This is a genomic window from Grimontia sp. SpTr1, assembly GCF_947387585.1.
GTDB classification, from domain to species: domain Bacteria; phylum Pseudomonadota; class Gammaproteobacteria; order Enterobacterales; family Vibrionaceae; genus Enterovibrio; species Enterovibrio indicus.
Genome location: NZ_CANDOD010000015.1, coordinates 60,384 through 82,435, shown reverse-complemented (window position 1 = coordinate 82,435; position 22,052 = coordinate 60,384). Strand labels below are relative to the sequence as shown.

General features: G+C 49.4%; 19 protein-coding genes and 1 other annotated feature. Of the genes, 8 read left to right on the top strand and 11 right to left on the bottom strand.

Translation table 11 applies throughout. The features are described 5' to 3' along the window. Window positions 1-57: 57 nt before the first annotated feature. Both dsbC and xerD read right to left on the bottom strand, forming a co-directional pair. Window positions 58-798, bottom strand: coding sequence for a bifunctional protein-disulfide isomerase/oxidoreductase DsbC (gene dsbC / locus QL223_RS19110; RefSeq protein ID WP_281545652.1), 741 nt, complete (start codon window positions 796-798; stop codon window positions 58-60). 107 nt (window positions 799-905) lie between these two features. Beyond that, a complete protein-coding gene (gene xerD / locus QL223_RS19105) occupies window positions 906-1,802 on the bottom strand; it encodes a site-specific tyrosine recombinase XerD (protein ID WP_348651399.1) in 897 nt (298 codons plus the stop codon). Between the two features lie 183 nt (window positions 1,803-1,985). Between xerD and fldB the strand changes: the two genes are divergently transcribed. Continuing rightward, window positions 1,986-2,504: a flavodoxin FldB gene (gene fldB, locus QL223_RS19100; protein WP_062706061.1), complete on the top strand. Its 519-nt coding sequence runs from the start codon at window positions 1,986-1,988 to the stop codon at window positions 2,502-2,504. 79 nt (window positions 2,505-2,583) lie between these two features. Here the strand turns inward: fldB and brnQ are convergent, their stop codons facing one another. Continuing rightward, complete coding sequence (gene brnQ, locus QL223_RS19095) at window positions 2,584-3,888, bottom strand: branched-chain amino acid transport system II carrier protein (protein ID WP_281545651.1); 1,305 nt, start codon at window positions 3,886-3,888, stop codon at window positions 2,584-2,586. Window positions 3,889-4,197: 309 nt separating this feature from the next. On the opposite strand from brnQ, the gene QL223_RS19090 reads away from it, so the two are divergent. The 3 genes from QL223_RS19090 to QL223_RS19080 all read left to right on the top strand — a co-directional run bounded on the left by QL223_RS19090 (window position 4,198) and on the right by QL223_RS19080 (window position 7,993). Next, entirely contained in the window at window positions 4,198-4,902 is a 705-nt protein-coding gene (locus QL223_RS19090) for a methyltransferase (RefSeq protein WP_281545650.1), read from the top strand. A 60-nt stretch (window positions 4,903-4,962) separates the two neighbouring features. Beyond that, window positions 4,963-6,204, top strand: a complete 1,242-nt coding sequence (gene srmB / locus QL223_RS19085; protein WP_281545649.1) for an ATP-dependent RNA helicase SrmB — start codon at window positions 4,963-4,965, stop codon at window positions 6,202-6,204. A 247-nt stretch (window positions 6,205-6,451) separates the two neighbouring features. Then, window positions 6,452-7,993, top strand: coding sequence for an alanine/glycine:cation symporter family protein (locus QL223_RS19080; RefSeq protein WP_281545648.1), 1,542 nt, complete (start codon window positions 6,452-6,454; stop codon window positions 7,991-7,993). A 70-nt stretch (window positions 7,994-8,063) separates the two neighbouring features. On the opposite strand, the gene yaaA is transcribed toward QL223_RS19080, so the two are convergent. Both yaaA and QL223_RS19070 read right to left on the bottom strand, forming a co-directional pair. After that, window positions 8,064-8,837 (bottom strand): peroxide stress protein YaaA, encoded by a 774-nt coding sequence (gene yaaA, locus QL223_RS19075; RefSeq protein ID WP_281545647.1) that lies wholly within the window; start codon window positions 8,835-8,837, stop codon window positions 8,064-8,066. A 113-nt stretch (window positions 8,838-8,950) separates the two neighbouring features. After that, complete coding sequence (locus tag QL223_RS19070) at window positions 8,951-10,408, bottom strand: sodium:alanine symporter family protein (RefSeq protein WP_039850268.1); 1,458 nt, start codon at window positions 10,406-10,408, stop codon at window positions 8,951-8,953. Window positions 10,409-11,021: 613 nt separating this feature from the next. Here QL223_RS19070 and QL223_RS19065 point away from each other — a divergent pair. Next, window positions 11,022-11,204 (top strand): DUF3545 family protein, encoded by a 183-nt coding sequence (locus QL223_RS19065; protein WP_002540400.1) that lies wholly within the window; start codon window positions 11,022-11,024, stop codon window positions 11,202-11,204. 100 nt (window positions 11,205-11,304) lie between these two features. On the opposite strand, the gene QL223_RS19060 is transcribed toward QL223_RS19065, so the two are convergent. The 3 genes from QL223_RS19060 to nfo all read right to left on the bottom strand — a co-directional run bounded on the left by QL223_RS19060 (window position 11,305) and on the right by nfo (window position 13,589). Further along, window positions 11,305-11,841: a hemerythrin domain-containing protein gene (locus tag QL223_RS19060; protein ID WP_281545646.1), complete on the bottom strand. Its 537-nt coding sequence runs from the start codon at window positions 11,839-11,841 to the stop codon at window positions 11,305-11,307. Between the two features lie 161 nt (window positions 11,842-12,002). Continuing rightward, entirely contained in the window at window positions 12,003-12,683 is a 681-nt protein-coding gene (ung, locus tag QL223_RS19055; protein WP_165017091.1) for a uracil-DNA glycosylase, read from the bottom strand. A 39-nt stretch (window positions 12,684-12,722) separates the two neighbouring features. After that, entirely contained in the window at window positions 12,723-13,589 is an 867-nt protein-coding gene (nfo, locus tag QL223_RS19050) for a deoxyribonuclease IV (RefSeq protein WP_281545645.1), read from the bottom strand. Window positions 13,590-13,993: 404 nt separating this feature from the next. Here nfo and grcA point away from each other — a divergent pair, with 404 nt between their 5' ends. Continuing rightward, a complete protein-coding gene (gene grcA / locus QL223_RS19045; protein WP_002540405.1) occupies window positions 13,994-14,371 on the top strand; it encodes an autonomous glycyl radical cofactor GrcA in 378 nt (125 codons plus the stop codon). 71 nt (window positions 14,372-14,442) lie between these two features. On the opposite strand, the gene thrC is transcribed toward grcA, so the two are convergent. From thrC to thrA, 3 genes are read right to left on the bottom strand one after another with little or no spacing between them, the layout of a single operon-like run. Further along, window positions 14,443-15,726, bottom strand: a complete 1,284-nt coding sequence (gene thrC, locus QL223_RS19040) for a threonine synthase (protein WP_002540406.1) — start codon at window positions 15,724-15,726, stop codon at window positions 14,443-14,445. Continuing rightward, entirely contained in the window at window positions 15,723-16,682 is a 960-nt protein-coding gene (thrB, locus tag QL223_RS19035) for a homoserine kinase (RefSeq protein WP_002540407.1), read from the bottom strand. The genes thrC and thrB overlap by 4 nt, the downstream gene beginning before the upstream one ends. A 1-nt stretch (window position 16,683) precedes the next feature. Beyond that, a complete protein-coding gene (gene thrA / locus QL223_RS19030) occupies window positions 16,684-19,143 on the bottom strand; it encodes a bifunctional aspartate kinase/homoserine dehydrogenase I (RefSeq protein WP_046303910.1) in 2,460 nt (819 codons plus the stop codon). Between the two features lie 49 nt (window positions 19,144-19,192). Then, window positions 19,193-19,310: a sequence feature (Thr leader region), on the bottom strand. A 242-nt stretch (window positions 19,311-19,552) separates the two neighbouring features. On the opposite strand from thrA, the gene aceK reads away from it, so the two are divergent. Both aceK and QL223_RS19020 read left to right on the top strand, forming a co-directional pair. Next, the gene (gene aceK / locus QL223_RS19025) at window positions 19,553-21,268 is read left to right on the top strand and encodes a bifunctional isocitrate dehydrogenase kinase/phosphatase (RefSeq protein WP_002540409.1); all 1,716 of its coding nucleotides are present in this window, start codon (window positions 19,553-19,555) and stop codon (window positions 21,266-21,268) included. A 248-nt stretch (window positions 21,269-21,516) separates the two neighbouring features. After that, window positions 21,517-21,990: a hypothetical protein gene (locus QL223_RS19020; RefSeq protein WP_281545644.1), complete on the top strand. Its 474-nt coding sequence runs from the start codon at window positions 21,517-21,519 to the stop codon at window positions 21,988-21,990. Window positions 21,991-22,052: the final 62 nt, after the last annotated feature.

Below are 22,052 nucleotides of genomic sequence, written 5' to 3'. Positions count from 1 at the left end.
TGCTGTGAAGACAGAAAGAAAAAAGCGCCGTCAATCCAGCGCTTTTGAGAAGAATAATTAACCTTTGGATTTTTGTTCAAGGGTCTGCAATAACCCCTGAGCGGGCAGGTAGCCCCCTAAAAGCGTGCCATCTTCGAGCATGATGGCAGGTGTACCCGTCACACCCATTGCGTTGCCCAATGCCATATGGCGACGGACAAGATCCGTGCACTGTTTGCTTTCTTCATTGAAGTTGCTCGCTTTTGCTAGGTTCATTGCGTCCACTTTGTCATCTGCACACCAAATGGCACTCATTTGGCCGATGTTTGGGGAGCGTTCACCCGAGCGAGGGAATGCCAGATAGCGGACGGTAATTCCCAGATCATTGTATTCCTTCATTTCACTGTGGAGCTTCATGCAGTAACCACAAGTGGTATCTGTAAATACGTTAACCACGTATTTCTCGTCTTTCGCCGGATAGACGATCAGTTCTTTCTCAACATCCGCTTCTTCAAACAGCTTTTTATTACGCTTCGCCTGAGTGATTTCAGTCAGGTTGATAGATTCCGTTGGCGTTGTATGGAAAAGCTGGCCATAGATAAAGTAAGAACCGTCTTTGTTGGCATAAACCACGCCGCCATTGGTCACCACTTCATAGAGACCCTCAACCGGTGCTTTTTCAATAGTTTCAACATTCAGACGGTATTTCGCCAATACATCAGCAATTGCCGCTTTGTCTGCGCCTTCCGCAGCCTGTGTGCCGAATGACAACATGGCAGAGGCAATCAAAGCACGCGCCATCAGTTGTTTTAAATTCATAGTGTTCAGATCCTGAAAATGGGTTTGCGGGCAAACTGTCACTCACTCAGACCGGACAGAAACGAAAAAAATCCCAAGTGAGGTAAAAAAACACCCGTTCGGCTGCATTATGCCCGAGGATGGTGCTCCTGATGCAACTGTTTTAGTCGCTCAGTCGCGACGTGAGTATAAATTTGCGTGGTCGACAGGTCACTGTGTCCCAACAACATTTGCACCACACGTAAATCTGCACCGTGGTTCAGCAAGTGCGTTGCAAAAGCATGGCGCAAAACGTGTGGCGAAAGCATGTCACCATCAATGCCTGCAAGCGCCGCATAAAACTTGATACGGTGCCAGAAAGTCTGACGGGTCATCATGCGGGCGCGGCGGCTAGGGAAAAACACATCCGAACTTTGCTCACCAAGCAATGCCGGGCGGCTGTGCGCCATATATCGCTCCAGCCAGTCGATTGCAGCTTCTCCCATCGGCACCAGACGCTCTTTTCCACCTTTACCAATTACACGCACTACGCCCTGACGCAGGCTGACGTTTTCAGTGGTCAGGCTGATAAGTTCAGTCACACGAAGGCCCGTAGCATACAGTAGCTCCATCATGGCTTTATCGCGAAGCTCGATAGTGTCTTCCACATCCGGCGCATCCAGCAGCGCTTCTACCTGCTCTTCCGACAAATCTTTTGGCAGGCGCTTAGGCAATTTGGGGCTGATCAATGTGGCCGTGGGGTCATCTTCACGCTGCTTTTCGCGGTAAAGGTATTGGAAAAGACGACGCATTGCAGAGAGCATACGGGCGCGGCTGCTTTGCTTGTAATCCTGATCGAATAACCAATGCTGATAATCCTGCAGTTTGGACGATGTCACCTTCACCAGAGCCACACTGTCATTATCCAGCCACTGGCAAAGTTTGGTCAGATCGTTTCGATAAGAGGCCAGGGTGTTCTCAGATAACCCCCGCTCCATCCACATAGCATCCAAAAACTGCTCTACCAACGCCGCGTTTTGTTCCACGATTCACTCACTTAAGTTCGATTGTTGCTTCTCTCAAACTACCTCACCCCCGCATGAATGCAAGGTTTACCCTGATTAAGCAAAACGATTGCAGCAAAATGCGCCAAATCCTCGTGGTTTACGGGGTGGAGATACAACGCCACGAGGAGTAGAATCCCCACGACGCAACAGCAGGAAAAGCACATGAAAATAGGTTTGTTTTACGGCTCCACTACCTGTTACACCGAAATGGCGGCAGAGAAAATCCGCGATATCCTGGGTGACGACTTGGTGGATATTCACAACATCAAAGAAACGCCGGTTGACCAAATGAATCAGTACGATTTGCTGTTGCTGGGCATTTCCACTTGGGACTTCGGCGAGTTGCAGGAAGACTGGGAAGCGGTGTGGTCACAACTTAATGGCCTGAACCTGCAAGGTAAAGTCGCCGCCCTTTTCGGTCTTGGCGATCAGGAAGGGTATGCCGAATGGTACCTTGATGCCATGGGCATGCTACATGATGAGCTGTTGCCAACTGGCCTGAAATTTATCGGCTACTGGCCAAATGAAGGTTATACCTTTGAAGCATCAAAAGCGCTGACCGAAGACGGTAAACAGTTTGTCGGTCTGGCACTGGACGAAGACAGCCAATACGAACTGAGTGATGAGCGCATCGCCACCTGGTGCGAGCAGGTGTTGGTTGAGTTTCAGGAAACGCTCTAGCCTAAGTTCCTCAGCCGGCTTTCAGACATAAAAAAACCACCGCATCCGGTGGTTTTTTTTGTATTCCAATAACCTTGCTTTACGCGTGTGATGTTTCGTCTTTACGCTTACCCGCAAAGCTTACTGCAACCAGCGCAATTGCCGTTGGCAGCAGCCATGCCATGCCATAGTTAAACAGTGGCAGCACTTTCAGCGCAGACACATCAACGCCCGCAACTTTCGCTGCATCCAACAGTGCGAACACTAAAGACACACCCAGTACCACGCGGTATGCCAGTTGTGGGTTAGGCATAAAGCGGCGCAGGAACGTCAGAGCAATCAGCGCAATCGCAACTGGGTAGAGTGCAAACAGGACAGGAACAGAAATCGCGATCAACTGGTTCAGGCCTACGTTCGCTACCACTGCACAAGCAATAGACAGGATAACAACCCATTGACGGTAAGTGATTTTGGTCAGAGTGCTGAAATAGTCAGAACACGCTGAAACCAGACCGATAACCGTCGTCAGACACGCCAGTACAATGATGGTCGACAGGATGATTTGACCAGCAGGGCCAAACAGCGCCAGCACGTAAGCTGACAGAATCGCACCACCGTTTGCTGCGCCCGGAGCCACACCCGTCGCTGTCGCGCCCAGATAGAACAGAGAAACGTAAACAAATGCCAGACCCGCAGCCGCAATCACACCTGCATAAATCAGGTACTGACAGGTTTTCACCTGATCGGTGACGCCTTTCTTACGGATAACATCAACAATCAGCATACCGAACATCAGAGCGGCGAAGGTATCCATGGTGTTGTAACCTTCAAGGAAACCTGTCGTGAACGCCTGATCCACATACGCACCCTGCGCTGCCACGATATCGCCTTGTGGGTTCACCACAACTGCAATCGCCAGCACTGCCAGTGCCGCAAACAAGGCAGGCGTCAGCAGCTTACCAATAGTGTCGATAAGCTTGCCTTGAGACAGGGAGAAGAACATTGCGATGGCAAAGAACACCACCGAGAAAAGCGACAACTCGAACTGACCCGGTGCATTCAGGAAAGGCTTAAAGCCCATCTCATAGGCCACCAAACCAGCACGTGGCGCTGCAAAAGCAGGACCAATAATGATGAAAATCAGCACTGCCATCAGTGTTGCGACTGACGCTGGCAGATCGCGGGTCAGGCCTTTCCAGCCGCCACCCGCCACGGCAACCGCGACGATACCAATAAGAGGAAGGCCTACAGCAGTGGTCAAAAAGCCCAGCATTGCAGAAAAGGTGTGTTCACCTGCCAGAAAGCCCGCCAGAGGAGGAAAGATGATATTTCCGGCCCCGAGGAAAAATGCAAAGGTCATAAACCCTAGCGCGAGTATATCGCTAACCTTTAAACTCTCTTTCACTTCGTAATACCTATGTGTGTTTGCTTAATAATTGTGTAATCAACCGGTTAGCCTTTTGGTTATTTTTACTGCGCAATACCGATTACGCAGAATAATGACGAAGTTTCAGTGCGCAGACAATAGAACATTAAAAAATAGATTATAAATCCATTTTTTAATTGCTTATTGGCACTTATAACCAAACATTAACCGTTAGTCGATATAAGACAAAGATACTGAGCGCAAAAACTCATAACATGGAAGCAACATAATTATCTATTTTTTAAGCAATTGTCGACAATGGCAACGAGTAGAGATCAAGAGGTTACCGTGAGTAAAGGCTTCAGATTCAAGCAATTTACTGTTGAAGATAAAGGCTGTGGCATGCCCGTCAGTACGGATGGCGTGCTGCTTGGCGCCTGGGCTGAGGCGGGAGAGTCTGATGAAGTGCTCGACATTGGCACTGGCACTGGCTTGCTGGCACTGATGATGGCGCAGCGATTTCCCGCAGTAAAAATCACCGCGCTGGATATCGATGAACGCGCCGCCAACACCGCGCAATTCAATTCAGAACAATCTGCTTGGGCAGATCGAATAAATGTACTGCATCAGGATATTGCCGAGTGGGAAAACCCGTTGCAGTTCAATACTATTATCTGCAATCCCCCTTACTTTAACTCCGGCGAGCAAGCAGGCGATTCTCGGCGAGCCACTGCGCGCCACACCGACACCCTCTCTCACGACACCTTATTAAAAGTGATAAAGACTCGACTTTTACCCAACGGACAGGCGCATTTGATCTTACCTTCAGTGGAGGCTGATACCTTGCTGGCAAAAGCTGAAGAGTATGGACTTTATTGCCAACGGCTGTTGAACGTACAACCAACCGCCAACAAACCGGTGAGTCGAAAGTTGATGTCGCTATCGAATCAGGAAGAACATGGTTTAGATGCCAAAACCTTGGTGATCCAGGCGGCGGGAAGCTATACAAACGACTTTATTTCGCTCACAAGAGATTTTTACCTCAAGATGTGATGATCGTACTTGAATTAGTCTCTATAATTCGCCCCCTAACTTTGAGTGGAGAAACAACGCGTGCGAACTTTTGCTGAACTAGAACTGGATCCTCAACTGCTACAAGCGCTGGATGACATGAGCTTCGAGCGACCAACAGCGATCCAGGCTGGCGTGATCCCTCATGGTATGGATGGCCGTGATATTCTGGCGTCTGCGCCAACGGGAACAGGAAAAACGGCGGCTTTTGTATTGCCATTGCTGCAACACCTTATCGACTTCCCTCGTCAGAAGCCGGGTCCTGCACGCGCCCTGATCCTGACTCCAACCCGTGAACTTGCCATTCAGGTAGCTGATCAAGCCCGCGCGTTGGCGAAATATACCGATTTAAAGATCATTACCATCACCGGTGGTATCTCGTACCAAGAACACGCTGAGATTCTGGGTAAAACCCAAGACATCGTGGTTGCGACTCCTGGCCGTCTGATGGAATACATCGAAGCTGAACGCTTTGACTGCCGTGCGATTGAAAGCCTGGTACTGGACGAAGCTGACCGCATGCTCGACATGGGCTTTGGTCCTGCCGTTGATAAACTCTCTACCGAATGTCGCTGGCGTAAACAAAGTATGCTGTTCTCCGCGACGCTGGAAGGTAAAGGCATTGAAGGCTTCAAAAACACCCTGCTGACCGATCCGGTAGAAGTAGAAGCTGAACCGCCACGTCGCGAGCGCAAAAAGATCACCCAGTGGTACTACCGCTGTGACGACATGGCGCATAAAAATGCCCTGTTGAAAGCCATTCTGACTGAACAGGCTGAGCGCGCGATCATCTTTGTGAAAACCCGTGAGCGTCTGGCTGCACTGCGTGAATTCCTGACCAAAGAGAAAGTGAATTGTGCATGGCTGCAAGGTGAAATGGCTCAGGCAAAGCGTACTTACGCTATCGAGCGCTTCACTACAGGTGAGATTAATGTTCTGTTGGCGACTGATGTTGCAGCACGTGGTATCGACGTGCCGGATATCGATCACGTCATCAACTTCGACCTGCCACGCAAAGCCGACGTGTACCTGCACCGTATCGGCCGTACCGCCCGTGCGGGTAAGAAAGGTAACGCCATTTCTCTGGTGGAAGCACACGACCAACCAATGATGGATCGTATCTGCCGCTACATGAAAGAAGACGTGAAAGAACGCTATGTTGATGGCATGAAGCCAAAACATAAGAAGCCGGAATTTAAGAAGAAAAAGAAAAAGCTTTCTAACAAAGAAGTAAAAGGAAAAGCCAAGAAAGCGGCGAAAAAAGCAGCGAAAAAAACCGCATAATCAAGCTTTTACTAGATTTTCAATTTAATTAGCGTTAAAAGAGGAGGCGAAAAGCCTCCTTTTTTATTAGTTTGCGATCGGTCGCAGATAAATATTCTGGTTTGCTAATGGAATGCAGACTAAAGATCGGGCTCACAATCCGTCACATTGACAACACAAAATGTTAACAATTCGTGTCATTTTCGGATTACCCTGCCGTTGGATAAAAAATCATCTATCCAATATTTTTTATTAGAGGGATCTTGTAATGCAATCTGTTGTTGATTTTTTAAACAGCATTATCTGGAGTCCAGTGCTTATTTACACCTGTTTGGGTGCTGGCCTGTTCTACTCCATCGTAACGCGCTTTGTTCAGGTTCGTCAGTTCAAAGAAATGACTCGCCTGCTGTTCTCTGGCAAAAGTTCTGAGAAAGGTATTTCATCTTTCCAAGCACTGGCCGTTTCACTTTCTGGCCGTGTTGGTACCGGTAATATCGCAGGTGTCGCCGCCGCGATCGGTTTCGGTGGTCCCGGTGCCGTTTTCTGGATGTGGGTTGTTGCCTTCCTTGGCGCTGCAACGGCTTACACTGAATCTACCCTTGCACAAATCTACAAAGAAGAAGACAAAGGTGAATTCCGTGGTGGTCCAGCTTACTACATCGAAAAAGCGATGGGTCAGAAGTGGTACGCATGGATTTTTGCTATCGCGACTATTTTTGCCTGTGGTGTTCTGCTGCCGGGTGTACAGTCAAACAGTATCGGTAACGCCGTTGAAGCCGCATTCGGCTCTGGTGAAACGATTGAAACCGCGATTGGCACCTACAGCCTGGCGAAAATCATCACCGGCACCCTCATCTCCATTTTGCTTGGTTTCATCATTTTTGGTGGCGTGAAGCGAATCGCGAGCTTTACTCAGGTCGTCGTGCCTTTCATGGCTTTGGCTTACATCATCATCGCATTCGTTATCATTGCGCTGAACATTACTGAAATCCCAGGTATCGTTGCGATGATCATTGGCGACGCATTCACACCTATGGCAGGTGTTGGTGCGGCTATCGGCTGGGGTGTTAAGCGTGGTGTTTACTCAAACGAAGCGGGTCAGGGTACAGGCCCACACGCTGCGGCAGCCGCGAACGTTCAGCACCCTGCGCAACAAGGTCTGGTTCAATCCTTCTCTATCTACATTGATACCCTGCTGGTATGTTCTGCCACCGCGTTTATGATCCTTATCACTGGCGCATACAACGTTCACGGTGCGGGCGAAGCCTTCATTATCCAGAACGTAGCTGCAGACATTGCCGCGAATGGTCCAGTCTTCACCCAGATGGCAATTGAAAGCACCATGCCGGGCTGGGGCAGACCGTTCATTGCGATTGCACTGTTCTTCTTCGCGTTCACCACGATTCTGGCTTACTACTACATCGCAGAAACCAATGTGGCCTACCTGCGCCGTACCATCAAACTACCAGGCATGATGTTTGTGCTGAAAGTGATTCTGATGGCAGCGGTATTCTACGGTACCGTGAAAACCGCCAACCTCGCGTGGGCGATGGGTGACGTGGGTGTGGGTCTGATGGCTTGGCTGAATATTGTAGGCCTTGTGATCATCTTCTTCCTGAGCAAGCCTGCCCTTAAAGCGCTGCACGATTACGAGCGTCAGCAGAAAGAAGGGGTGGAAGAATATACCTTCGATCCTGTGAAGCTTGGTATCAAGAACGCTGACTACTGGGAGCGTCGCCTGGCACGTCGTACCCAAGACAGCGAAGCTTCGGATGAAGTCTCCGGTAAGCCGGTCAATCCGACTGCTTAATCGAGATTATTGAGATACAGAAAAGGTTAGCCTCGGCTAACCTTTTCTTTTTTCTGATTTTAAATGGCGATTACTGCTCTTCGCGCTTAAACACCAGTTCCTTGTCGCTCGACTCTTCAGCACAGAACCAGTATCCCGCCGTATCAAACTGCTTCAACGCGTCAACCGAATCAATGCGGTTGTCGATGATGTAACGCGCCATCATGCCGCGCGCTTTCTTGGCGAAGAAGCTGATGACTTTATACTGGCCGTTTTTCTGGTCTTTGAACACTGGCGTGATGATCTGCCCGTCCAATTGCTTCGGTTTGACTGATTTGAAGTACTCGTTCGAGGCGAGGTTCACTAGTACCTTGTCGCCCTGTGCGGCCAGTGCCTGATTTAGCTCATCCGTGATGATGTCACCCCAGAACTGATAAAGGTTAGTGCCGCGTGGGTTCGCCAGTTTAGTGCCCATTTCCAAGCGGTAAGGCTGCATCAAATCCAGAGGACGCAACAGACCGTATAGACCTGACAACATACGCAAGTGATTCTGCGCCCAGTCAAAGTCCTCTTCACTGAAAGTTTCTGCTTCAAGGCCGGTGTACACGTCGCCTTTGAATGCCAAAACCGCAGGGCGGGCATTGTCGGTCGTGAACTCCGGCGACCACTCAGCAAAGCGTGCCGCGTTCAAACCTGCAATCTTGTCACTCACCTTCATCAGGCTCGAGATATCCGCCGGTGTCAGTTTACGGCACACATCAATCAGCGCTTCAGAGTGCTCGGTCAGCATCGGTTGCGTATAACGCTCCGTCGCGAGCGGCGATTGGTAATCCAAGGTTTTTGCCGGAGAAACCACAATCAACATAGTGTCATTCCTTTCAATCTCTTATTAGCGCAAAGAGTAACACTGACCATCAAAAAAGCCACGCGATCAAGCGTGGCTTTTTCCGATAACTGCCATAGATGAAACCGAATGACTCACCGCGTAGACGAGCGATTTTCCGATTCTGTGACTTGCGGTTTACCCCAAACGCCTGGCTCAATCTGGTTGAGCATGTCAGGGTGATTGCGGCTATTGAACGAAGGCACTTTGCCCTGTTTCACCTGCTGGTTGTAGTCCTTCGCCAGTGTCACCACAGTGCCGGACAGCAGCAGGATTGCAATCATATTGACGATCGCCATCAAGCCCATTGAGGTATCCGCCATGATCCAAACCACAGGCAGTTCCGCCATCGCACCAAACATCACCATGCCAAGCACCACGCAACGGAACAGGTTCAAACCGGCCTTGTGGTTGTGCTCAAGGAATATCAGGTTAGTTTCCGCGTACGAGTAGTTGGCAATGATCGAGGTAAACGCGAAGAAGAAAATCGCGACCGCCACAAAAATGCCGCCCCAGTCACCCACTTCGTTAGAAAGCGCACGCTGGGTCAGTTCAATGCCGGTGATTTCACTGCCCGGCATGTATTCGCCGGACATCAGGATAATTGCCACGGTGGCTGAACAGATAACGATGGTGTCCACAAACACGCCCAGCATCTGCACATATCCCTGAGAAGCTGGGTGTGGCGGGTACGGCGTTGCACTGGCTGCCGCATTCGGCGCCGATCCCATGCCCGCCTCGTTGGAAAACAGGCCACGCTTAATGCCTTGCACCATGCCCTGTGCCACTGTGTAACCCAACGCGCCCGAAGCGGCCTCTTCCAGACCGAAAGCACTGCGGAAAATCAGCGACAGCACATCAGGCACTTTTTCCAAATTGGTCAGCATGATGTACATGGCAAGCGCCAGATAAAGCAACGCCATCACCGGCACAATCAACTCAGCGGTGCGGGCAATTTTTCGAATGCCACCAAAAATAACAAAGGCGGCAAGTACCACCAGCACAGCTCCAACATGGAGAGGATCAAAGCCAAAAGCGACGTAAGCTGCCTGAGTAATGGAATTAGCCTGTACCGAGTTGAACACTAAGCCAAAGGCGATAATAAGCAGCACGGAGAAGACCACGCCCATCCAGCGCATGCCGAGGCCTTTTTCCATGTAATACGCTGGGCCACCACGGAAGTTGCCATCGTCATCACGGGTTTTGTAAAGCTGCGCCAGCGTGCTCTCGGCAAAAGCCGTAGCCATTCCCAGTACGGCTATCAACCACATCCAGAAAATCGCACCTGGACCACCAAGAGTTAACGCAACAGCAATGCCCGCCATATTGCCCGTGCCCACGCGCGCCGCCAAGCTGGTACACAATGCCTGAAACGAGGAGATACCCTCTTTGTCTGATTTACGGCTGTTTTTCATCACCTTGAACATGTGTCCAAAGTGACGAATTTGAATAAACCCAAGACGCAGCGTAAAGAAAATGCCGCCACCGATCAGAAGATAGATGAGCACCGATCCCCAGATCAGGTCGTTTAAAAAGTTGATGAGACTTACCACGCCTACCTCTCTGTACGCATAAACTGATTCGCAGTGTCGTTGTTCTCCGATGCGGAGAAAATGCGATTTGATGCGACTGACGCAAGCCTAGCGTCTGCCGATAATGATGCGGGTCTCGTCGGCAAGAAAGCGTCACAAGAACCCCAAAATGTGTCGGTTTTGCGGCAGATCCCGCAAATTGCCGCGAGATGATGCTATCAGCCACGATAAAAATCAATATGAATTCAATTTCATATTTTGTGAGCAAAAAATACCCACACATCAAGACCAAGCGTTTGCGTTACTGCTTTTCCATAACAGGAATAGAACATCGTGTTCACCTTGTCTGGCACCCTTTATGCATTTTATTCAATGTGTGACCAAATTCGATATTTCCCCGGTCTTTTGCTGTGACAGGGGCTTGGGGGACACCTCCCCAGATAAATTTGATGTTGTAGCTGTGAGACAACTTAAGGCACTGCAACTGCACACATTTTGCCCAGCGACGGAATAAAGGTGATTGCGTTCTCATAAAAACTTCACTGAGGTGCAACAAATGAGAAACACTTCAATTTTATTTTGTCGGAGGTTTGATACTTAATTAGCGACCGCAACGGTAAAACGAGGTGAATTTATGGATAGCTTTGCCTTTGATGATGTATTCGATCAAGAGCGACCACAACGCGGTGGACGAACCAAACAAGCAAAACGTAAGTGGAGAGAAATTGAGGCGTTAAAAGACAGACAGCGCCTGCGCAAAGAGCTGCAAGATATCGATATGCTCGGTGACTTCAACGACAGCGATTTCGATTTTTAAGTAGCGTACTCACTGGTTTAAATCGTCAATTTACTGACAACATAACATTGAAATTTTAAAGAAAAGGCACCCGACAAGGGGTGCCTTTTTTTGTCTGTAACTATGGGCCTTTGAGAGCAGCAGAAAGCTCTTTGAACCTGTCTGCCACCTGCTCACCAAACAGCGGATCAATATCCTCTTCCTCCCATTGTGTCTGCAGGTACTCCCAATCTTCAGTCGTCAGGGTTTGCTCCAACACAGGCAGGATGGTTTTCTCTTCCAAGTCCAGATGTTCTTTCTGACAGCCTACAAACCGGTTGAGTTTATTGGCAAAGAGATCGAGCGGAATGACAGCGTCCATCAATATCATGTCGACGGTATCCGCAAACTCAGCGGTTAAACCTGCCAGTGCTTCGTGCTCATCATCCAATCTGGCCACCCCCTCTGAATCAGGGTAATGCTGCAAGTAATAGTGGTAGATAAGGTCTTCTTTTGGATGGTGATACTTTTCAGCGTACTCTTGCAGGTAGCTAACCGTGTCCTTAATCAGGCTGTAGTTAACGGGCCTTTCCTGCTGAATGGCCGTCAGCTTTTTCGACAACAGTTTAAGCAGTCGGCTGATGTTCCGGTGATCTCTATGAATGCTGGCTACTAACATAGCTCCTCCCTTTCTTCATTCACACCACGAGATCAGTCTATCGAACCGGACTGTTCACAAATTGCGCAAGGTCATTTTTTGTTCAGTTTCACCTTTGCAGTACATACAAACAAAAAGCCCGCGATGAAAATCACGGGCTTTCTAAAGTCAATGACACGAATCTATCCGTCGAGTTCTGGCTGCCAGTTAATCGGCGCTTTACCAGACTGGGTAAGCAGTGTGTTTGTGGTAGAAAAATGTTTGCAGCCCAAAAATCCACGATGCGCGGAAAGTGGAGAAGGGTGCGGCGCTTCCAACACATGGTGACGGTTACGATCAATCACACGACCTTTCTTGCGGGCGTGGGAGCCCCAAAGCAGGAACACGACACCTTCACAATGTTGGTTTACGGCTTCTATCACGCGATCAGTAAAGGTTTCCCATCCTAAGTGGGCATGAGAATGTGCGTTACCCTGCTCGACCGTCAGAACGGTATTAAGGAGCAACACGCCCTGATCCGCCCAGCTTTTCAGGTATCCATGCTGTGGAATGGTGAAACCTGGAATATCCTGAGCCAGCTCTTTATACATGTTCACCAGCGAGGGTGGCGTTTTGATACCGGGCAGGACTGAAAAACAAAGACCATGCGCCTGATTAGGACCGTGGTAAGGGTCCTGCCCCAGAATCACCACTTTCACATCTTCCAGCTCTGTAAAGCGGAAAGCATTAAATACGTCTTCCTTAGGCGGGTAAATCACTGTGCCTTTCTCACGGGCTTCCGCCACATAAGCCATAGTGTGTTTGAAATAGTCCTGTTCCTTTTCCTGGCCAATCACATCGTGCCAAGTCATCGCCTGTGTCATGCTTTCCCCAATCCTCTCTATTCTTCAGCGTCCGCTATTCTACGCAGAAACACGCTCAGATGCTGTGACTTCAAACTGACGCAGCAAACGGATTTCATCCGCCCACGCTTCCGGTTTAATGGTCTCCAGAATCAATGGAATGCCATTGAAACGATTGTCTTGCATGATGACCTCAAAACACGGTAAACCAATCTCGCCCTCCCCCAGTGCCTGATGACGATCAACCCGGCTACCAAAAGGCGTTTTAGAATCGTTGAGGTGCATACCACGCAGATACTGAAAACCTACTGTGTTATCAAACTCCGTAAAAGTCGCTTCTGCCGCACTGTGCGTGCGAAGATCATACCCTGCCGCAAAGGCGTGGCAGGTATCAATACAGACACCCACACGGGATTTATCTTCCACTTGCGAGATAATCGCCGCCAGTTGCTCAAACGACCATCCAAGATTGGTCCCCTGACCCGCCGTGTTTTCAATCACAGCAACGACCTCTGGCACGGCTTGATGTGCCTGATTGATAGATTCAGCAATCAGGGAAAGGCAGGCTTCCTCACTGATTTTCTTCAAATGGCTACCGGGGTGGAAATTCAGCAAGGGTAATCCAAGGATTCGACAGCGCTCCATCTCATCAATAAATGCCGCGCGGGACTTTTCCAGCTTTTCTTCTTCAGGTGCCCCTAAATTGATGAGGTAGGAATCGTGCGGCAAAACAGCTTCTGGTACAAAGCCGAGCTTTTGGCAGTTTGCTTTGAATGCCGAGACATTTTTCGCTTCCAGTGGCTTTGCCTGCCACTGTCTTTGGTTCTTGGTAAACAGTGCAAACGCATTGGCACCAATTGCCGCTGCGTTAACTGGCGCATTTTCTACGCCGCCGGATGCCGACACATGCGCTCCGATAAACTTCATCTTCTCTCTCCAGGCCGAAACCGTAACCGACAACATTTTAAGTTACTCATACCGTAAAAGTCCGTTTTGATTTGCATATCGCTCTAGCACCACCAGACTGTGCCATCACATGGACTTGGGGCGATATCCGTATGTGTTTCAATGCAATCCGTACGCCATAAATGTAGTAATTAAATTACATTTGTAATTTTTGACAGAATGTTGTTTTGTTAAAAATTTGTTTTAAACCATATATTTGATCTTTTATTGATTCAAAACAAAAAATCTCAGGCGTAAATTTCGCATATTTTGATTGTATTTTGACTAAAATCAAAATAACCTTACAAAAAGTAAGGTATACAGGTACCCAGCTCATCAATTGATGGAAAATTAAAACCACCAAGCCTATCAAAAGGGGAAGGATTATGATCACTGGTATTCAAATCACTAAAGCGGCAAACGACGACCTGCTGAACTCTATCTGGCTGCTGGACAGCGAAACCAACGAAGCACGTTGCGTTGCAGCAAAAGCAGGTTTCGAAGCGGATCAGGTTATCCCTGCAGCAGATCTGGGCGAGTACGAAAGCCGTGAAATCGCTATCGAAGTACCTGCAAAAATTGAAGGTGGTCAGCACCTGAATGTTAACGTTCTGAAGCGTGAAACACTGGAAGACGCAGCTAAGCACCCAGAAAAATACCCACAGCTGACTATCCGCGTATCTGGCTACGCTGTGCGTTTCAACTCTCTGACTGTAGAACAGCAGCGCGACGTTATCGCACGTACTTTCACTAACACTCTGTAATATTCACAGCGTTAGCAGAAGTATAAAAAAACCGGCCAATTGGCCGGTTTTTTGTTTTCTGTCGCGTGAAATTAGCCAGCGACCTTCATCAGGTATTCACGCAGCTGAGCGAAATCCGCATCCTGCTCAACAGACAGCAGTTCCATCGCCGCGTGTTTTGCCAGAGGGCCTGGCAGCGGAATGTCCTGACCCAGGATCTCGTCTACAGACTCTTTGAATTTCGCCGGGTGTGCGGTACACAGGAACAAGCCGTATTCGCCATCCTGCAGTTGCTCGTCCAGCACACGGTAAGCAATGGCACCGTGTGGCTCACACAGGTAACCGCCATCAAACATCGCTTTCAGCGTTTCTGCCGTTTGCTCGTCAGTGACTGCACCTGCGCCCAGCTCGTTCAAACCCCAGCCTTGACGCTGACAAAGCTCTTCAATGCGCGGCCAGTTGTTTGGCTGGCTCACATCCATCGCATTTGAGAGCGTTGGAATGGTTGGCTCTGGCGTCCACTCACCGGTTTGCAGGTAACGTGGCACGGTATCATTCACGTTGGTTGCTGCGATGAAACGTTTGATTGGCAGGCCAATCGCTTTCGCCAACAGACCCGCAGTCAGGTTACCGAAGTTACCACTTGGCACTGCAACCACCAGGTTTTCGCGTTGTGCTTTGGTCAGCTGCGACGCAGCTTCAAAGTAGTAACAGATTTGCGCCATCAGTCGGCTGATGTTGATCGAGTTTGCTGAATTCAGGCCAATCGCTGCGCGAAGCTCTGCATCATCAAAGGCATTTTTCACCATCGCCTGACAGTCATCGAAAGTACCGTTGATGGCCACAGTGTGGATGTTGCCACCCAGAGTACAGAAGAGTTTTTCCTGCAGTGGGCTGATCTTGCCTTTCGGATACAGGATAACCACGTTGATGTTTTCCATGCCGTAGAACGCATGGGCAACAGCGGCACCGGTATCACCAGAAGTAGCAGTCAGAATGGTTACTTTGCCGCTATCAGACACTGCTGCCAGCGATTGCGCCATAAAACGGCCACCAAAGTCTTTAAACGCCAGTGTCGGGCCGTGGAACAGCTCAAGTGCGCTGATTTGGTCAGTCACTTTCTCGACAGGCGCCGGGAATTGGAAGGCATTTTCCACCATGCTGCGCACGGTTTCTGGCGACAGTTCGTCACCGATGAATGCAGAGAGAATGTCGCTGCTGCGGCTGACAAAATCTTTGTCCAGCAGCGCATCAACGTCTTCAAATTTTGGCAGTTCGCTTGGGAAGAACAGACCCTGATTACGGCCAAGACCCTGTTTTACCGCTTGACCGAACGAAACCTGCTCGTCGTTTTCTTTGATGTTGTAAAGCTTCATAGTTCACTTCCTGTCACTGTCGATCCTTTCACATCCAATCGACAGATGTGGACAAATCCTTCTTCGTTCTGAACGTAATTTTCCTCTAGCCACTTCGCTACGCGCTCTGCCACGGCTTTGTCATCCGTGATGCTAAACAGCGTCGGGCCTGAACCTGATATACCGGTCGCCAGTGCACCTGCATCCTCTGCGTAATGTCTTGCTTCGGCGAAGCCCGGCAACAATTTCTCGCGGTAAGGTTCAGCGACCACGTCTTTGATCATGCTCGCAGCAAGCTGTGGCTGGCCAGAATAACAGCCATGGATGAAGCCTGCCAGATGGCGACCGTGATTAATCACATCCTGACGACGATATTGTGCAGGCAAAATCGCGCGAGCCTCAGCCGTCGGTACTTTGATACCCGGGTACGCCATCACCCAGTACCACTCGTCAAAACAAGGCACTTCCTGGCTGATGATTCCCATTTGTTCAACCATCAACTGCAGGCCACCAAGATAACATGGCGCCACATTGTCATAGTGGAGGCTGCCGGAAATCGCCGCTTCCATCTCGCCCATCAACGCCAGCAAAGTGGTTTCATCCAACGCTTCATCATGGTACTTGTTCAGGGCATCCAGTGCGGCAACGATAGAACAGGCACTGGAGCCCAAGCCTGAACCGATAGGCATGTTCTTTTCGAGCGTCATGGTGACGTGACGAACAGGCTGTCCCAGCTTTTCCATTTCACGGGAGAAGACCACGAAGCTCTGATAAACGATGTTTTCTTCCTGATCTTTCGGCAGCTTATCAACAAAGCTACCAACGCAGTTCAGGGTAAAGGGTACATCGCCGCCATCTTCCACTTTCACGCGATCGCCAAGCAAAGTGCCATCGATGGGCGACACAGCGGCGCCCAATACATCAAAGCCTACACTGACGTTACCGATTGAAGCCGGTGCGTAAACAACAACGCTCATCTTATACCCCCAGTTTCCAGCCAAGTGTACGCATCAAGTCTGCAAACACACCTGCCGCTGTCACGGCAGTACCTGCACCGTAGCCTCGCAGTACCAATGGGATTGGCTGGTAGTAACGGCTGTAGAAAGCCAGCGCGTTCTCACCTTCCTTGATTTTGAACATAGGGTCGTCAGCATCCACCGCCTGGATTTTCACTGAGCACTTACCGTTCTCGATGCTACCCACATAACGCAGCACTTTACCTTCGGCGCGCGCATCGCTCGCCAACTTCTCGAAGTAAGCGTCAGCTTCCGGCAGTTTTGCCATAAAGGCTTCTACATCGCCTGAGGCGTCAAAGCCTGGTGGCAGTGCTGGCTCAACTTCAACATCTTCCAGCTCAAGGTGCATACCTGCTTCACGGGCAAGGATAAGAAGCTTACGCGCCACATCCATGCCAGACAGGTCGTCACGTGGATCCGGTTCAGTGAACCCGCTCTCACGCGCTGCTGTCGTTGCTTCACAGAAGCTCTGACCTTCGTCGAGCTTACCGAAGATGTGAGAAAGAGAGCCCGACAGGATGCCGGTGAACTTCTCGAGCTCGTCACCTGCAGCAATCAGGTTTTGGAGGTTTTCGATGACTGGCAGACCAGCGCCCACCGTGGTGTCGTACATGAACTTACGACGGGTCGCACGTGCAGACTTACGTAGCTGCTGGTAGTACGCCATGCCCGCCGTGTTAGCTTTCTTGTTCGGAGTAATAACGTGGAAGCCCGCAGACAGGAAATCTGCGTATTGATCGGCAATCGCCTGATCTGAAGTACAATCGATAAACACAGGGTTGATGATGTGGTTTTGCTGAACCAGACGTACCATGCGAGGCAGGCTGAAAGGCTCATCGGCTTTCGCCAGCTCATCACGCCAGCTGTTCAAATCAATCCCTTTGCTGTTCAGCACCATGCCACGGCTGTTTGCCATACCACACACGCGGATAACAATGCCCTGATCAGCCAATTTCGCCTGCTGGCGTTTCACCTGCTCAATCAGTTCACCGCCTACACCACCCACACCCACAATGAAGACATCCAGGTAGTGGTTGGAGTTAAAGAGGTTCTCGTGACACGCTTTTACCGCTTCAGACACGCTGTCATCCGGGATTACCGCAGAGATTGAGCGCTCAGATGAGCCTTGGGCAATTGCTACAATATTCACGTTCACTTCTGCCAGTGACGTAAAGAACTGGGATGCTACGCCTTTCGAGGTGCGCATCGCATCACCCACCAGAGACACAATCGCCACGTTATCTACAAATTCAACCGGCTCAAGCAAGCCGTCTTTCAGTTCCAGTTCAAAAGTTTCCTGCAGCACACGCTGTGCCATTGGCTTGTCTTCCGCTTCGATACAGAAGCTGATGCTGTATTCAGAAGAAGATTGGGTGATCAGGACAACGGAAACACCTGCTGCAGACATGGCACCAAAAACGCGGGCAGCCATGCCGACCATGCCTTTCATGCCAGGACCTGACACATTCACCATGCTCAGTTTGCTCAGGGTAGTGATCCCTTTCACTGCCAGGTTGTCTTCACCGCTGTCATTACCGATCAAAGTACCTGCACCCTGTGGGTTGGCGGTATTTTTGATCAGACAAGGAATATGGAAACGTGCGATTGGAAGAATGGTTTTCGGGTGAAGAACTTTTGCACCGAAGTAAGAAAGCTCCATGGCTTCCTGATAGCTCAGAGATTTAAGCAGTGTCGCGTCTGGTACCAAGCGTGGGTCACAGCTGTAAACGCCGTCCACATCCGTCCAGATCTCACAGCATTCAGCGCGAACACAAGCCGCCAACACTGCTGCAGAGTAATCAGAACCATTACGGCCAAGGGTAACCAGCTCACCTTTTTCGTTAGATGCGGTAAAGCCAGGCATTAAACCAATATGTCCGGCCGGAATTGGCTCTTTTTTGAAGCGCTCAGAAGACACTTCAATATCAACAATACCTTCTACATAGTCGCCTTTAGACAGCAGGTATTTAACTGGATCGATAACGAAAGTGTTGTAGCCACGGGCTTCAAGCAACGCAGACATGGTTGCAATAGAAAGGCGTTCACCTTTACTGATGATGCGAGAGTATATGTTGTCAGGACAAAGCCCCAACAGTGCAATACCATGGATGTATTGCTTTAACTGGTTCACAGAGCGCTCTAGCTTGTCATAGAGAGAAGCTTTATCGATGCTTGGCTCCATTTCTTCCAGTCCGTCAAACAAAGCAGAAAAGATCTTCCTGATCTCAGCCACCTGGATCTCGGCTTCGCCATGTTTGACTGTGTTATCAATCACATCAACCAACAGGTTAGTGATCTTAGCAGGGGCGGACAGTACCGCCGATACCTCACTTTGGCAGGTATTGCTGGTGATGATCTCTGCTGCGCGGCTGAATCTCTCAGCATTTGCCAGCGAAGTACCACCAAACTTTAATACTCGCATCCTTTCCTCCAATTCCTTCCAGAACTCGCAAATTCAATAATAAAGGGGTTAAAAAAAAGCCCGTACCTTGTTGGGTACGGGCTTCTTTTTAAAATTCTGTGCATGTCAGCCCGCACCCGCACCAATGGTGTTGGTAATAATGGTGATAATGGTTGTAGTGCCGACTGTTTTAAGCATGGCTTTTTAACCTTCCGTGCTGCGTTTTTATAACCTTTACCGAACAAGGGTATCAAGGTCAACAAAAATTTAAGTTATCTCTCAAAAAAACGCTTCATTTCGCAAGTATTTCTAACGAATTTAAAAGATGAGAAACCGCACCATTTACCAGCAACTTCCTTGCTAAGAATGATTAAGGCAGACATAGTTAGTTGAATTGGACAGAAAATCAGCAACCGCGAAGGAGGGAACCATGGCAGTTGCGATGGAGGAATTGGTCGCCCAGACCATATTGCAAGGCTCTGATGCCATGTATGGCCGATTTTTAGATGTCACGGCTGGGGCACAGGAAAGGTTTGAGGCCCGCGACTGGAAAAGCGTGCAAAAAGCCCTGAAAACCCGCATTAACTTTTATGACCACCATGTGGGTCTTGTCAGCCAGCAACTCAAGACCATGCTGGGAAGACAACACGCCACCCGCTCCTTCCTGATGGCGGTAAAAGCGGAATACAGCCGTTTGCTGGATGATTACCCGCGTTATGACATCGCAGAAAGTTTCTTTAACTCTGTCTATTGTCGGATGTTCGATCACCGCAACATCCGCCGTGAGAAGTTGTTTGTAAACAGCTCTCAAGGTGGCCGCATTCCAAAGTACCCAACGCCATTACTCAAGCGTTACTCTTCCGACAGAAAACTGATCCAAACCATTGAGCGTGTTCTGGATGACACCCCTTTCACTCTGCCGTGGGTCAACAAGGCAAGGGACATTCACCGTATAGTCGAAGCCATGCAACGCAGGCTAGGCCCGCAATTAACTGAAGAAGTCACCATCGACATGGTGCGCGAACCTTTTTACCGGAATAAAGCCGCCTACCTAATTGGCCGCATAGATATGGCGAATCAGGTTCGCCCCTTGGTATTGCCCATTCTGGTGAACTCAAAAGGCGAGTTGTATGTGGATGCCTGTATTACTGACTCTGACGAGCTCAGTGTGATCTTTGGCTTCGCCCGCTCTTACTTTATGGTGTTCGCCCCTGCACCCGCTGCGTTGGTTGATTTTCTTAACCTTCTGATGCCCCATAAAACGCCAGCCCAGCTCTATACGGCGATTGGATGTCAGAAACACGGCAAGACTGAGCTCTACAGGGAGTTCCTTCACCATATCGAATCTTCTGATGATCAGTTCGTTATTGCACCGGGGATCAAAGGGATGGTCATGTCGGTGTTCACGCTGCCTTCTTATGGCTTCGTCTTTAAGATCATCAAAGACAGGTTTGCACCGCAAAAAGACATTACCCACGCTGTCGTCAAAGAAAAGTATCGCTTGGTTAAAGAGCATGACCGGGTTGGCCGCATGGCCGATACCCTGGATTATCGCAATTTCATTTTCCCGAGAGAACGTTTTAGCGAAGAGTTGATTGAAGAGTTACTTGAGGTTGCACCATCACTGATCAAACTGACCAAAAATGAAGTCCATATTCGCCACCTCTATATGGAACGCAGGATGATCCCGCTTAATATCTACCTTGAGCAGGCAGATGACGATGAGTTGAGAAATGCTGTTCAGGAATATGGCGACGCAATCAAACAGCTGGCTGCGGCCAATATTTTTGCCGGTGACATGCTGTTCAAGAACTTTGGTGTGTCGCGTCACAGCCGGGTGATCTTCTACGATTACGATGAGATTTCTTATCTGACCGAAGTGAATTTCCGCAAAATTCCGCCACCTCGCTTTCCTGAAGACGAAATGGCTGCGGAGCCTTGGTATAGCGTGGGAGAGTTTGACGTTTTCCCGGAAGAATTCCGTACTTTCCTGCTCATTAATCCAAAGATCCGAGCTCTGTTCGATGAGCTTCATTCTGATCTCTTTGATGCAAGCTACTGGAAAGACCTGCAAGAGAACATCAAACAAGGTCAATTTAACGACGTATTCCCTTATAGCGATGAGTGTCGTTTCACGAATCAGTAAAAATGAGACGCTGAGCAATCGGCGTCAATTTTCGAACACAATTTAGGCATGCCGCTTGCTTAATAATTAACCGCCCAACGTATTCGACGAAAAATTGCCGCATGCACAACGCGGTGTTTTAACCGACTGAATATACAGGCAGGGTGAGAGGGGAACCGAAATTTACCGAACTCTCTTTATCAAAAACAAAACAAGTGAACTAGACTGAAAACTCAGTCTAATAAGAACGAATCAGGGAAGGTGGCATAATGAAAAAAATCCTGCTCGCCGTTACCCTGCAATCAGTGGCGTTTTTTGCATTCGCGCAGGGTTCGTTACCGCTGTATGAATACGATGACGGAAACCAGAAAGCCTGGTTTTCGAGCTCTATTACAACTGGCAATCAAAGCTATGACAGTTGGACCATCAGTTCCGGTTATCACTATCCGGTGCTGAAAAACGTGAACGTGTATCTGGGAACTGAAGTCACGACTGAAACTGATCACAGTGCCAGCAGCAAAGGGTTGCTCAGTGGTATCCAGTACAACTTTAACGAAAAGCTAAGTATCGGCAGTTCCGTTCAGGCTGAACGCATCAATGAAGAAACCATCGGTGTAGTGGGAATGAGCAGCCAGTTACGTCTGACAGACAAGCTCAATCTGGAAGCCAAGTTCGATTACAACCTCAACCAGACACCTGCAGCCTCTGCCAATTATCAACTTGGCGTGGGTTATCGTTTCTAGCCCAATCTGCTGCAAAGAGAAAAACCGCCTGTTGGCGGTTTTTTCGTTTCAGGCTTCAGACA

Excerpts from the sequence above, each read along its gene's own strand:
- dsbC (WP_281545652.1), bottom strand. The coding sequence starts at position 798 with ATGAATTTAAAACAACTGATGGCGCGTGCTTTGATTGCCTCTGCCATG.
- fldB (WP_062706061.1), top strand. The coding sequence starts at position 1,986 with ATGAAAATAGGTTTGTTTTACGGCTCCACTACCTGTTACACCGAAATG.
- QL223_RS19080 (WP_281545648.1), top strand. The coding sequence starts at position 6,452 with ATGCAATCTGTTGTTGATTTTTTAAACAGCATTATCTGGAGTCCAGTG.
- yaaA (WP_281545647.1), bottom strand. The coding sequence starts at position 8,837 with ATGTTGATTGTGGTTTCTCCGGCAAAAACCTTGGATTACCAATCGCCG.
- QL223_RS19065 (WP_002540400.1), top strand. The coding sequence starts at position 11,022 with ATGGATAGCTTTGCCTTTGATGATGTATTCGATCAAGAGCGACCACAA.
- QL223_RS19060 (WP_281545646.1), bottom strand. The coding sequence starts at position 11,841 with ATGTTAGTAGCCAGCATTCATAGAGATCACCGGAACATCAGCCGACTG.
- ung (WP_165017091.1), bottom strand. The coding sequence starts at position 12,683 with ATGACACAGGCGATGACTTGGCACGATGTGATTGGCCAGGAAAAGGAA.
- nfo (WP_281545645.1), bottom strand. The coding sequence starts at position 13,589 with ATGAAGTTTATCGGAGCGCATGTGTCGGCATCCGGCGGCGTAGAAAAT.
- grcA (WP_002540405.1), top strand. The coding sequence starts at position 13,994 with ATGATCACTGGTATTCAAATCACTAAAGCGGCAAACGACGACCTGCTG.
- thrC (WP_002540406.1), bottom strand. The coding sequence starts at position 15,726 with ATGAAGCTTTACAACATCAAAGAAAACGACGAGCAGGTTTCGTTCGGT.
- thrB (WP_002540407.1), bottom strand. The coding sequence starts at position 16,682 with ATGAGCGTTGTTGTTTACGCACCGGCTTCAATCGGTAACGTCAGTGTA.
- thrA (WP_046303910.1), bottom strand. The coding sequence starts at position 19,143 with ATGCGAGTATTAAAGTTTGGTGGTACTTCGCTGGCAAATGCTGAGAGA.
- aceK (WP_002540409.1), top strand. The coding sequence starts at position 19,553 with ATGGCAGTTGCGATGGAGGAATTGGTCGCCCAGACCATATTGCAAGGC.
- QL223_RS19020 (WP_281545644.1), top strand. The coding sequence starts at position 21,517 with ATGAAAAAAATCCTGCTCGCCGTTACCCTGCAATCAGTGGCGTTTTTT.